Source organism: Rhizobium sp. S96 (genome assembly GCF_030382195.1).
Classification (GTDB): Bacteria; Pseudomonadota; Alphaproteobacteria; order Rhizobiales; family Rhizobiaceae; genus Rhizobium.
In genome coordinates, this window is record NZ_JAUDRY010000015.1 from 276,675 (window position 1) to 289,331 (window position 12,657).

Annotated in this window: 12 protein-coding genes; 2 read left to right on the forward strand and 10 right to left on the reverse strand. The window is 61.5% G+C overall.

From position 1 onward, the window contains the following. Positions 1-33: 33 nt before the first annotated feature. Genes atzF through QTL94_RS18985 form a run of 10 tightly spaced genes read right to left on the reverse strand, consistent with a single transcriptional unit; the run spans position 34 to position 10,456 of the window. Positions 34-1,860 carry an allophanate hydrolase gene (gene atzF, locus QTL94_RS18940; protein ID WP_289802854.1) on the reverse strand — a complete coding sequence of 609 codons (1,827 nt, stop codon included), beginning with the start codon at positions 1,858-1,860 and terminating at the stop codon, positions 34-36. Further along, a complete protein-coding gene (locus QTL94_RS18945) occupies positions 1,857-2,210 on the reverse strand; it encodes a cupin domain-containing protein (protein WP_289802855.1) in 354 nt (117 codons plus the stop codon). The genes atzF and QTL94_RS18945 overlap by 4 nt, the downstream gene beginning before the upstream one ends. Beyond that, positions 2,203-2,871, reverse strand: coding sequence for a cysteine hydrolase family protein (locus tag QTL94_RS18950; RefSeq protein WP_289802856.1), 669 nt, complete (start codon positions 2,869-2,871; stop codon positions 2,203-2,205). The genes QTL94_RS18945 and QTL94_RS18950 overlap by 8 nt, the downstream gene beginning before the upstream one ends. Then, positions 2,871-4,421 carry an ABC transporter ATP-binding protein gene (locus tag QTL94_RS18955; RefSeq protein WP_289802857.1) on the reverse strand — a complete coding sequence of 517 codons (1,551 nt, stop codon included), beginning with the start codon at positions 4,419-4,421 and terminating at the stop codon, positions 2,871-2,873. The genes QTL94_RS18950 and QTL94_RS18955 overlap by 1 nt, the downstream gene beginning before the upstream one ends. A gap of 1 nt (position 4,422) precedes the next feature. Next, complete coding sequence (gene atzD, locus QTL94_RS18960; RefSeq protein WP_289802858.1) at positions 4,423-5,475, reverse strand: cyanuric acid amidohydrolase; 1,053 nt, start codon at positions 5,473-5,475, stop codon at positions 4,423-4,425. Beyond that, on the reverse strand, positions 5,475-6,176 hold the full coding sequence (gene biuH / locus QTL94_RS18965) for a biuret amidohydrolase (protein ID WP_289802859.1): 702 nt from the start codon (positions 6,174-6,176) through the stop codon (positions 5,475-5,477). The genes atzD and biuH overlap by 1 nt, the downstream gene beginning before the upstream one ends. Positions 6,177-6,188: 12 nt before the next feature. Further along, positions 6,189-7,205: a formamidase gene (locus tag QTL94_RS18970; RefSeq protein WP_289802860.1), complete on the reverse strand. Its 1,017-nt coding sequence runs from the start codon at positions 7,203-7,205 to the stop codon at positions 6,189-6,191. A 42-nt stretch (positions 7,206-7,247) separates the two neighbouring features. Beyond that, a complete protein-coding gene (locus QTL94_RS18975; protein WP_018899850.1) occupies positions 7,248-8,174 on the reverse strand; it encodes an ABC transporter permease in 927 nt (308 codons plus the stop codon). Then, complete coding sequence (locus tag QTL94_RS18980; protein WP_289802861.1) at positions 8,174-9,313, reverse strand: ABC transporter permease; 1,140 nt, start codon at positions 9,311-9,313, stop codon at positions 8,174-8,176. The genes QTL94_RS18975 and QTL94_RS18980 overlap by 1 nt, the downstream gene beginning before the upstream one ends. A gap of 18 nt (positions 9,314-9,331) precedes the next feature. Beyond that, complete coding sequence (locus tag QTL94_RS18985) at positions 9,332-10,456, reverse strand: BMP family ABC transporter substrate-binding protein (RefSeq protein ID WP_289802862.1); 1,125 nt, start codon at positions 10,454-10,456, stop codon at positions 9,332-9,334. A gap of 322 nt (positions 10,457-10,778) precedes the next feature. Between QTL94_RS18985 and QTL94_RS18990 the strand changes: the two genes are divergently transcribed. Beyond that, on the forward strand, positions 10,779-11,459 hold the full coding sequence (locus QTL94_RS18990; RefSeq protein ID WP_289802863.1) for a GntR family transcriptional regulator: 681 nt from the start codon (positions 10,779-10,781) through the stop codon (positions 11,457-11,459). A gap of 227 nt (positions 11,460-11,686) precedes the next feature. Continuing rightward, the gene (locus QTL94_RS18995) at positions 11,687-12,487 is read left to right on the forward strand and encodes an FkbM family methyltransferase (RefSeq protein WP_289802879.1); all 801 of its coding nucleotides are present in this window, start codon (positions 11,687-11,689) and stop codon (positions 12,485-12,487) included. Positions 12,488-12,657: the final 170 nt, after the last annotated feature.

Genomic DNA, 12,657 nt, shown 5'->3' on the forward strand with positions numbered 1-12,657 from the left:
GGGATCAGACGGTTTCGCGTTTTTGCCGGCGGATCAGCCGGCGCTTCGAGCCCGTCGCTCTGGCTCGCTGGCAACATAGTTGCGCCAGCCACCATAGGCCGTGATGTCGCTCGCGCCGGCAATTGCCGCCGGCTCGACCAGAAATCCCTTTGCTGAGGTGCCGTCGGACAGGTGAACCGTGCCGATGCCAAGCGGCGACGGGATTGCCGCTACGAAGGCGCCGAAAGCAGCCGGCGTCAGTTGCCAGACTTCGACATCGATCTTGCCGCCTTGCCTTGCCTCTACACGGATCATCCCCGGCTTAGCCGGAACTTGGCCTGCGAGCGCATAAAGGCGGTAGGCATCGGATGTCCGTGCCGTCCTGGAGAAGCGTGCATCGAGGTCGCGCAATTGCACGTTCAGCTGCATGCCGGACAGATGCGCCCCGACCACGACCAGATCGATCAACCCCTGCTCGCTGTCGGCGGGAGCCTTTGCGGCGGGCGGCAGAGGCCAGCCGGTGGCGCCGAGCGTCAGGCCGGCGGTCTGGTGAAGCTCGCGGGCAAGCGCCGCTGTCAGCCCATCACGGCCGGATGCGGCAAGCAGCGTGACGCTGGCCGGTAGACCATCGGCGCGCGTGCCGGTCGGAACGGCAATGCCGCACATATCCAGTAGGTTGACGAAGTTGGTGTAGGTCCCAAGCCGCGAGTTTTCACGGATCGGCTCGGCCTCCAGATCGGCAAGCGTGTAGTGGCTCGGCGCGGTTGGCACGCAGAAGAGATCGACGGAGGCTATCACCGGCTGCAGCGTTTGCTTGAGTGCCTGAAGCGCATAGAGGCCATTGAACGCATCGGCTGCCGTCAGCGATTTCGCGGCGCCATAAATTTTCCGGGTTACCGGATGGAAGCTGTCTTCTCTCGCGTCGAAGAAATCTTTGACCGCGGCATAGCGCTCGGCGACCCAGGCACCGTCATAGAGAAGATTGGCGACCCGGTAGAAGTCACCGAACGGAACTTCGACAAGCCGATGGCCTAGCCCGGACAAGGTCGACAGAGCAGCCTCATACGCCGCTTCCATGACTGTATCTCCAAAAAACTGCCGGTCGTCCTTGACAGGAACGCCGATCGACAGGACGGGCGGCAGCGAGCCAAAGCCGGTCGCCGAGATCGTCTTCGAATAGGCATCCGCCGGATCATGGCGTGCGGCGACGCGGAAGACGGTCCAGGCGTCATCGACCGTCAATGCGAAGACGGAGACGCAATCCAAGGTCCGGCAGGCCGGCACGACCCCGGCGGTCGAGAAGGCGCCGACGCTCGGCTTGAGCCCGACGATATTGTTGAGCCCTGCGGGAATACGCCCCGAACCGGCGGTATCTGTGCCGAGCGCAAAGCTGACAATTCCTTGCGCGGTGGCAACCGCGGAGCCGGAGCTCGAGCCGCCGGGAACGAGGCGCGCATCGATGGCATTGCGTGGGATCGGGTAGGGAGACCGAACACCGACGAGGCCGGTCGCGAACTGGTCGAGATTGGTCTTGCCGATGACGAGCGCCCCGGCGTCTTTCAGCAAGCGGACCACCGTCGCGTCGTTTTCGGCGACATAGGCATAGTCAGGGCAGGCCGCCGTGGTTGGCATGCCGGCAACATCGATGTTGTCCTTGACCGCGAAGGGAACGCCCCACAGGGGTTTCGTGATGGGATCGAACGCGCCAAGCGCTTCCGCCTCGGCTGCCAGCTTGCTTCTATCCGCGAGATGAAGAAAGATCCCGGGGTCGTTGACCGCGGCAATGCGCCCAAAGACCTGATCGAAGATGTCAGCGACGGTGCCGCCGTCGGCGTAGAAGGCGTGCAGCGATGCGATGTCGAATGGCGGTCCCGCGGTCATGCTCTTTCCTCTTCCAGTATTTTCACCGGCCGATCCCATTGGATCAACACCACGCAGCCGGTATCGCTCCAGACCGAGTGCTCCGTGCCGGCGGCATTGACGATATAGCTACCGCGACCATAGTCACCAGCTTCGTCCGATTGCGTGCCCTCGAGCACGAGAATGGTCTCCAGCCCCTCGTGGCGGTGGCGCGGTACCGAGGCGCCGGCCTCGTATTTCAGCAGCGCTACGCCCGGCTGATCGCCCTCGAAGGGCCGGATCCAGTGGATCGTCACCTCTTCACGAAACGGAGAGAAAGTCAGGTCTTTCCAGCCGCCTAGCGTCAGAAGCTCGCGTGTTGTCTCAGGCATGACCGATCACCTCCAATATGTCGTCCACATGTGCAGTCCACCCAACGATCGCGCCCTGGGCGCGGATCATAGCGATGGCGGCATCCTTGAATTCGGGAAAATAGCTCTCGGTGGCCTCTTCCGCGAGCAGGCACTCATAGCCACGGTCATTGGCCTCCCGCATCGTTGTCTGCACGCAGACCTCCGTCGTGACGCCTGCGAACACCAGCTGCGTGATGCCTTTTTCCTTCAGAACGTCGCCAAGTTCAGTGGCGTAGAAGGCGCCTTTCCCGGGTTTCTCGATGACGATCTCACCATCGATGGGCGCAAGTTCAGGCAAAATCGCCGTGCCCGGCTCGCCCGCGATGAGGATCCGCCCCATCGGTCCATCGTCGCCGATGCGCAGGCTCGGCTTGCCGCGGTTGCGCTTGGCAGGTGGAAGATCGGAAAGGTCCGGCTTGTGGCATTCCATCGTGTGAATGACGGGCAATCCGGCATCGCGGAACCCTTGGATCAGCCGCTTGACGTCGGGCACGATCCTGGTAATGCGGCTGACATCGTTGCCGAGGCTGGCACCGAAGCCGCCGGGTTCGGCGAAGTCGCGTTGCATGTCGATGACGACAAGCGCCAGTTCACCTGGCTTCGCAAGGAAGGCGAAAGGTTGCGCTTTGATCTCCGCCATCAATGATGTCCCGCCATGTGAGAACCGATAACGGCAATATCCGCCGCGAGCGCAGGCGTCTCGTAAACCAGTTTGCCCTCCGAGATCACCATGATCCGGTCGGACATCTCCAGTAGCTCGTCCAAGTCCTCCGACAACAGCAGCACTGCCGCGCCAGAATTGCGCGCCCGCATGATCCGCGCCCGGATCTCCGCCACCGCGGAGAAATCGAGGCCGAAGCACGGGTTGGATACGATCAGCAGGTCGACCTCGCCGGTGAGCTCCCGCGCCAGCACCGCCCGCTGCACGTTGCCGCCCGAAAGGGCCGCGATAGGCGAGGACGAGGAGGCGGTCTTCACCTTGAAATCGGAGATCAGGTCTGTGGCGCGCTTGCGCATCTTGCCCTTGCTGAGCCAGATCGCATCCTTGCCGTCGGCTTTCAGGTCGAAGGTGCGGAAAGCGAGGTTTTCGCTGACCGTCATCTTCGGCGCGCAGGCGTTCTGCAGCGGCTCCTCGGGGATGAAGCGCACATTGTTACGACGCGTTTCCGGTCGCGTAGCGCCGTAGACCCCGCCATTGACCTCAACCGTGCCGGCATCGGTCGGCCGTTGGCCGGCGAGGATCTCGGTCAGCTCCTTCTGGCCGTTCCCCGAAATGCCGGCGATACCAACGATCTCGCCGGATCGCACCGTCAGGCTGTCGATCTCGATGGTCTTCAGCCCGGACCGATCCGGCGCCTTTACGTTCTCGACCTTGAGAACCGGCTTGGCAGCTGAGGAAACAGGCACGCGCGTGTCGAGTTCGGCAAGCTTCACGTCACCAATCATCATCGCCGCCATGTCGGCCGTGGAGAGTTCGCCGACCTTGCCTGATCCCACCAGCGTACCGCGCCGGAGGATCGAGACAGCGTCCGCGAACTTGGTCACTTCGTGGAACTTGTGCGAGATCATCAGCACGGTCAGCTCGCCGCGCTCGGTCATCCCGCGTACCAGCCCGAGCATTTCGTCGGCCTCTGCAGGCGTCAGTACCGAGGTCGGTTCGTCGAGCACCAGGAAGGAACGGCCGAGATAGAGCTGCTTGACGATCTCGAGCTTCTGCTTCTCGCCGGCGGCCAGCTCGCTCACCGGCCTGTCGAGCGGGATTTTGAACGGCATCCGCTCCATGAAGGCGGCGAGGTCCTTGCGCTCCTTGGCCCAGTTGATGATGTGAGGCACTTCCGCGCGGCTGATGACGAGGTTCTCGGCACCAGTCAGCGACGGCACCAGCGTGAAGTGCTGGTAGACCATGCCGAGCCCATAGGTCGCCGCATCCTTCGGCGAGGCGACCGCCACCTCGCGGCCATCCACCGACAGCGAACCGGAAGTCTGGTGATAGAAACCCATGATGCATTTCACCAGCGTCGACTTGCCGGCGCCGTTCTCGCCGAGCAGCGCGTGGAAGCTGCCGGCCGGGATGTCGACCGAGACATTGTCGAGCGCCGTGAAGCTGCCGAAGCGCATGGTCATGCCGATGGTCTGGATGCCGACGGCCTTGCCGGCCTGCGGGAGAGGGGTGTCGCGGACTATGCTCACTTCATGTCTCCTTTTCGACGATGATTCCCACGGGCCCGCCGCCAGGCGGCCCCTGATGCTCGGCGCCACCCGAGACGTAGAGATCGGTCATCCCGAACACACCGGCCAGCACGCCACCGATGAAGGCGCGGGCATGGCGCGTGCCGGATATGTCGGAATCGCCGAGCATGGTGTGCCGGTTGCCGCGCACCTGGCCGCTCGGGTCAGGTTCCGCCTTGGCAAGCACGGCCGCAAGCTTGCCCTCGGGCAGCCGCGCATAGGCCGCCTTCACCGACTGCACATCGATTGCGTCCCGCATGACAGCATGGTCGATCTGGAAAGGACCGGACCACCTGGAACTCATGCCGAGCACGACGATCTCGTGATCCAGCAACTCGACGCCTGCCGACGCCGAAGCGCAGCGCGAATAGAGCTCGTGGCGCGTGCCTATATCGCCATCGGTGATCTCGTCCGGATCGATCTCGCTCAGCGCCACTGCGACGCCAAGCGCCGACGCGCCGCGCGAAAGCCCCATGGATTTCAGCGTGTCGCGCGTGGCGACGGTCTTGCCAGATGCTTCCACCTTGGCGATCCGCTGCGTCGTCAGCAGCGGGCACTTGATCTGCACGAAATGCACGTCCGCCATATCCTCGATCCCGGCATCCCGGATTGCGGCCTTCACGGCATCGGCGACCATCAGCACCTGTGCACGGCGCCCGAGATCATGCGAGGGCAGGGCAGGTGTGCGCGCCGCCCCGATCGCTAGCGACCGCGTCGCCGGCACATCGGTTTCCTCACGGGAAAACACCGTCCAGTGCGGCGACAGCGCTCCCTCCGTGCCGCCGGACATGACGATCGACACTCCCTCGACACCATAGCGACGAAACAGCGCCTCGAAGCTCGATGTCGCATAGCCGCGGGTAAAGTCGTTGACGCAGCCATTGCCCTCGGTCTTCCCGAGTATGGCGACGACATTCTCCGGCTTCAGGCCGGCAGCAAACAGAGCCTCGACGCCGGAGACATCATCCGGCCCGTCGGCCGGCACACGGAAGACTTGGGCACGCATCGATGGCATCAGACAAGCGCCTCGATCAGAGCCTTGGAATTGGAGACCGAGCCGAACACACCGCCCTGCATCTTCACCATGTGGATGGCGGCGAGGTGGTTGCTGTAGTCGGTGGCGCCGCAGCAATCCTCCAGCAACAGGCATTCGAAGCCACGGTCGTTGGCCTCGCGCATGGTGGTGGAGACGCAGACGTCGGTGGTGATCCCCGTGAGAATTATATTCTCGATGCGCTTCTGGTTGAGGATCAGTTCGAGATCCGTGGCGCAGAACGAGCCCTTGCCCGGCTTGTCGATGATCACTTCGCCGTTGAGAGGATAGAGTTCGGGAATGATGTCCCAGCCCGGCTCGCCACGAACCAGGATGCGGCCGCAAGGCCCGGCGTCGCCGATGCCAGCGCCGATCCGCTGCGAGCGCCAACGCTTGTTGGCCGGCAGGTCGGCGAGGTCGGGCCGGTGGCCTTCGCGGGTGTGGATGATGTGGTAACCCTTGGCGCGCATCGCCGTCAGCACCGACTTGATCGGCTCGATCGGCGCCTGCACGAGTGCCAGATCGTAGCCCATGTGATCGACATAGCCGCCCTTGCCGCAGAAGTCTGTCTGCATGTCGATGATGATGAGCGCCGTGTTGTCGGGCCTCAACGCGCCGTTATAGGGCCAGGGGTAGGGATCGGCCTTGACGTAATGCTCTTTTGCCTCGGTCATCATGTCCATCGTCCGTCTCCTCTACTCGCCCGCGAGCTTGAATGTTGCGCCATAGCGCCTCGCCGGCTTGTCGAAGCCGCAGGAGGTGCCGTCGGTGATCTTGATGTCGGCTTCCCAGGGCAGTCGGTACTTGCCCGCGATCAGGTCGTGCATGTAGGTGTACGGTGCATCGCCGGCCCCACCCTTGACCGCGACATAGCCGCGATGGCCGAACTGGTAGATGTTGTTTTCGACGCCCCAGCCGAGCCGCGCCTCGCGCACCAGATCCGGGCGGACTTCCGCGGTGATGATTTCGTTGACGCGGCCGGATGTGCCGTGGGCGATGATCGCGCCGTCGAAATTGCAGATCATGCCTTCGCCCATGCTGTCGAAGGTGCCGTCGGAGCCGCACATGCAGACGCTTGCCGTAACCATCAGGTTGCAGAATGCGTTGGACTGGTTTGTGAATTTCCAGCTGTCGCGGATCGGCGCGGTGTAACCAGCCGTGCGGATCATGATTTCGGCGCCCTTGTAGGCGCATTCCCGCGCCATCTCGGGGAACATGCCGTCATGGCAGATGATCAGCGCCAGCCTGGCGCCCTTCGGGCCATCGATGACGGGAATGCCGAGATTGCCCGGCTCCCAAGGCTCCACCGGCACCCATGGATGCATCTTGCGGTAATAGAGCTTCAGTTCGCCCGTATCGTCGATGACGATGCCGGAGTTATAAGGCATGCCGCCGGGATTGAACTCCATGATCGAGAAGCAGCCCCAGATCCGGTTGTCCAGGCACGCCTTCTTGAACGCCGCGACTTCAGGCCCATCCAGCCGGCACATGATCGCGGGGTTGATATCCATCGACAGCCCGTGCAGCGCATATTCGGGGAACACGACGAGATCCATGCCCGGCTGGTTGCGCCGCGCCTTGGCCACGAGATCGACGATCACCTGCGTCTGCCGCGCCAGGTCCTCCCTGGTGACAGTCACGGGGAGTTGCAGCTGCACGAGGCCGATGCCGACACCGTGTTCGGATTTGTTGAGGCCGCCGAGACCGTTCATGGCTAAATCCCTATTTCAAAACAGAATTACTTGGTGAGTGACTTATTTCGTGAGTGACAAGGCCCCCGGCGCACCCGCAAGCGAGCGCGTGGGCGAGGAGGTGGCGATGAGGATGGCGAGCGTGAGCACGTAGGGCGCTGCGTAAAACAGGTAGTAGCCTTGCGTGACGCCGACCGATTGCAGAGCAGGGCCGAGCGCGCCAGCGCCGCCGAAAAGCAGGGCGGCAAGGAAGCAGCCGATCGGGTTCCACCGCGCGAAGATGACGAGCGCCACCGCCATCAGGCCCTGGCCGGATGAAATGCCCTCGTTCCACGATCCCGGATAATAGAGCGAGAGATAGGCCCCGCCGACCGCAGCCAGCGATCCGCCGGCAGCTGTGGCCAGCAAGCGAACACGATCCGGATCGATACCCATGGCGCGCGCTGCATCCGTGCTGTCGCCGACGACGCGCAGGATGAGGCCGACGCGGGTATTCTTGAACGCCCACCAAAGCGCCACCGCAAGCAGCGCGCCGATCACGAAGAGCACATTGATGTTCAACGCCGCCTGCACCTGTGGCAGGCTCGACCAGCCGCCGAGCGGGATCGAGGGCAGATGCGGCGCCACCGGCTTGATGAAGGGCTTGCCGAGGAAGAAGGCCATGCCCAGGCCGAACTGCATCATGGCGATGCCGATCGCGATATCGTTGACCTTCGGCCACTTGCAGATCCAGCCGTGCACGAGGCCGAAGACGGCGCCGGTCGCCATGGCCGCGAGCACGCCGAGCCAGGCCGAGCCGCTCATGACGGCAACCGCGTAGGCCGTCATCGCGCCGAACACCAGTGTTCCCTCTAGCCCGAGATTGATGCGCCCTGATCGTTCGGTGATCGTCTCCCCGAGGCTCACGAAGATAAAGGGCGTGGAGACACGGATGGCGCCGGCGAGGATCGCCAGCGGTACACCCCATATGCCGATACCGGTCTCGTCCATCACGGGTTCCTCTTCCAAAGGTCGGGGTTGAAGATCTTGAAGCGGCCGTAGAAGGTCTCGAACAGCAGGATGACGACGAACAGCGTCCCCTGGAGCACCAGCACGGTCGCATCCGGCAGGCCCATGCGCCGCTGGATCAGCCCGCCCGAGGCATCAATGCCGCCGAGCAGGATGGCGACGGGAATGATCGCCAGCGGATTGTGTCGCGCCAGGAAGGCCACGAGAATGCCGGTATAGCCGTAGCCGGCCGCAATCGAGGCATTGGCGCTTCCCTGAACGGCGGCGACCTCGATCATGCCGGCAAGCCCGGCGAAGCTGCCGGCGATCGCCGTGAAGCCGACGATCAGCCGCCCCACGGGCAATCCCTGAATCTGCGCGGCACGCACGTTACCGCCGGCGATACGGGCAGCGAAGCCGTAGCTCGTCACCTCGATGAGGATCCAGGAGAGAATGCAGGCAACGATACCGATCACCAGACCCCAGTGCACGTCCATGCCAGGTATCTTGCCCATCATGTATTCCGCCGGCAGCGGAGCGGTGGAGGGCTTGTTGAGGCTGGCCGGATCGCGCAGCGGCCCCTCGACGAACTGGTTCATCAGCGCGATCGCGATATAGGCAAGCAGCAGCGAGGATATCGTCTCGTTCACCCCGCGGTAGTGCCGCAGGAAGCCCGCGAATCCGATCCAGACACCGCCGACCACCATGGCCGCCGCCGCCATTAGAAGCAGGAGCAGAATGGCGGGCAGGGTGCCGACAAAGGGAAGGGCGATTGCCGCCGCTGCCACGCCGCCAAGCACCACGGCTCCCTCGCCGCCGATGATGGTCAATCCAAGCCGCGCCGGCAGCGCCACGCAGAGCGCCGTCAGAAGCAGAGGCGCGGAACGGCTAAGGCTGTTCTGCACCGAAAACCAGCTGCCGAAGCCGCCGGTATACATGAGCTGGAAAAGCACGGCCGGCGATTTGCCGACCGCCATGATGAAGAGCGAGAAAAGCGCCAGACCGACCAGGATCGCGCCGAGGCTGATGACGACGGGCTCTGCCCGCCGCGCCAGCCATTCCAGCAGCGGCCCGAATAAGGGCCGTGCCGGCGTATCGGAGATTGCAGGCGATAGAGATGGAGTGTTCGCCTCTATTGTCATGACGCTTCTCCCTCTGGCTTAGGCCGTGGAACCGACGACGCCCTCGACCAGATAGTCCATGCTCTCGAGCTCGATCGCGTCCTCGGCGAGCGCCTTGTCGGCGGCGACGATGACGTTGCCCTTGTTGTCCTTCATCGGCCCCTTGAAGACAGAGAACTTGCCGCTCATGATCTCGGCATGGACGGTCTCGAACTTTGTGCGGGCTTCAGCCGAAACGGCAGGTCCTAGCGGGCTCATCTTGACGAAGCCGTCCTTCAGGCCGCCGCGTACGAAATTGCCGAGCTTCTCGCCGGCCTGCGCCTTCTTGACGAAATCGGTATAGACGTTGCCCCAGGCCCATTCCGCGCCGGTGAGGTACTTCTCGGGCGCCAGCGGGCTCTGGTTGGCGTGGTAGCCGCAGACGAAGGCACCGCGACCGGCCGCGGTCTCGACCACGACCTTCGGGCTATCGACATGGCAGGTGATGACATCCGCGCCCTGGTCGACCAGGGCGTTGGTGGCCTCGGCCTCCTTGACCGCCAGCGACCATTCGCCGGTGAAGATCACCTGGCAGGTGATGGCGGGATCGACCGAGCGGGCGCCGAGCAGGAAGGAGTTGATGTTCTGCAGTACCTGCGGGATTGGCTTGGCGGCAACGAAGCCGATCTTCTTGCTCTTCGAGGCATAGCCAGCCGCGATCCCGTTCAGATACTGGCCCTGGCCGATATAGCCGAAATAGGAGCCCGTATTCATGGGGTTCTTGCCCTCCTGCCAGAGGCCGCCGCAATGGCGGAACTGGATATCGGGGTATTTCGCAGCCATGGCCAGCATGTGAGGGTCGAAATAGCCGAAGGAGGTCGGGAAGAGCAGGGTTGCGCCATCGAGATTGATCATCGATTCCATCGTCTTCTGGACATCGACGGTTTCAGGGACATTTTCCTCTTCAACGATTGTGATGCCCGGCATTGCCTTGAGCGCTGCCGCACCTTCGGCATGCGCCTGGTTATAGCCGTAGTCGTCCTTGGGACCGACGTAGATGAAGCCGACGGTCAGCGCCGTCTGGGCGAGGGCGCGGCCCGGGAGCAAGCCAGGCGTAAGAGCGAGTGCGCCGGCTGCGGAAGCCTGAAGGAAATGGCGGCGATTCATGGAAAGGAGTTTGGTCATCGGAATGCTCCTTGCGGCCAGGGCCGGTTCGAAAAACGTTGCGAAAAAGTGTATGCAATGGCCGTGCCAAACTTTATCTATTTGTTCTATTTATATAAAAATCTTGCCACGCGGACGGAAGGGTAAAGTGTATGCAGATTTGTGCTGCATATGCTGAAAAAATATTCACGGATTATTTTTAGGGCGCCTACCCGATCGATGACACAAAAAAATCTTGGTTATCTTGATAAGGACGCGGGCGTAAAACACGAAAAAACATAAAATATTTGACTTTTCCTCGTGTCGCGTACATCTGTATGCAATCAGGAAGGCAGATGAAATTGTGAAGCAGATCAGGCGTCGAGAAGTGATCAGGACAGGGACGACCGTAGAGCAGATGGTGCGTGCCGTCGCTGACATGATCGTGACCGGCGTGCTGTCGCCGGGTGAGCGCCTCGACGAGATATCGCTCGCAGCCCGGTTCGATGTTTCGCGCACGCCTGTACGTGAAGCCTTGCGCGAACTCGGCGCCATGGGACTGGTGGAGCGCGAGCCGAACCGCAGCGCCGTCGTTGCCAACGTCACCGAGAGTTACCTTCATTCCATGTTCGAAGCGATGTCAGAGCTGGAGGCGATCTGCGCGCGGCTTGCCGCCGAACGGATGACCGTGGATGAGCGAAGGACGCTCGAGCTCGAGCACCGCGCATCGGCCAAGCTCGTGCACGCCGGTGCCGACGAGGACTACGCCGCCCACAACACGGAATTTCACAGCCAGCTCTATCGTGGGGCCCACAACGATCACATCTACGAACTGGTGACGCAGACCCGCGCGCGGCTCGCTCCATTTCGGCGCGCGCAGTTTCGATTGCCTGGACGATTGGCCAAATCTTACGATGAGCACGACGTTATCGTGACCGCGATTATGCGCGGTGATGCCGTCGCAGCGAGCCAGGCGGCATATGCTCACGTCGCGATTGTGAGCGACGCAAGTATTGTTTTTGCCACAGCGAAGAGCATTCGATAACTACGTTCGCTGCTCGAATGAGTTCATCATATACTTTAGTTTTTTGTGATGTATTGTCACCGTGTGCGATACGCTTGTCGCACACGTGTATCAGTTGCATGCCGTTGCCTAAATTTCTTTCGTTGTTTGGCTCCTGTCTAGTATTTCCTCACTTTTGGAAGAACAGACAGAGCTCAATGTGAAAAGGTGCCAGTATGGTAAGCCTGAAAAAGCTTACATTCTCCGGAATGGCTGCTCTTTGTAACAAGGTTTTGAAAAACACGTCGACGCAGACCCTGCTGTTCAATTCGATAAGACTTAACCGATCGGAGGTTTCCCAGGCACTGGAGAACGAGGAAGCACGATTTCTCGGTTATTGCTTCTCCAGAAGAGACTACGCCAGATCGCAGATATTGCAGGATTTGTGGGTATGTTTCGAGCTTGGCGAGAAACGGGACGGGTTCTTTGTTGAGTTCGGGGCCACAAACGGACTGAAGAACAGCAATACGTGGCTTCTCGAGACAAAATTCGGCTGGAAAGGAATTTTGGCTGAGCCCAATCCCATCTGGCACGACGAGCTGTTCGCCAACAGGCGGGCAAGTATCGAGCGCATGTGCGTCTCATCGACATCAGGCGATGTTGTCACGTTCGTTGCGACCGACACGTCGGATCCGGAGCTGAGCGCGATTGCCAGCTTCTCCGATGGCGACCATTTTGCCGCCGTGCGCAGCAAAGGCCGGCGCATTCAGGTCGAAACGATTTCGTTGGACGATCTGCTGGACAAATACGGTGCGCCACCGGTGATCGACTACATGTCGATCGATACGGAAGGAAGCGAACTGGCAATCCTGTCGGCGTTCAGCTTCAATCGCAAAATCAAGCTGCTGTCTGTCGAGAATAATCCGAAGACCGAACGGGAAATCGATGCGCTGCTTCGACGTAAGGGATACGTCCGGGTTTTCCGGCAGTTCTCACAATGGGACGGTTGGTATGTGTCGGAGGAACTGAGAGTCAATCAGAAGCGGGAGATAATAGCGCCAGCGGCATAATTGCGCATCCAGTTACGATCTACAGGCATCAATTATGTTCCATAATCTATCTTATCCGATCGCTGGCTGTAGCCGGGTACATTCTATTTCCAAGTGCGACATGCCAATGATTTCAACGGCTTCACTTTGGAGATTTTGGCATGTCCCGATGCTATACGCAGCTTGCTCTC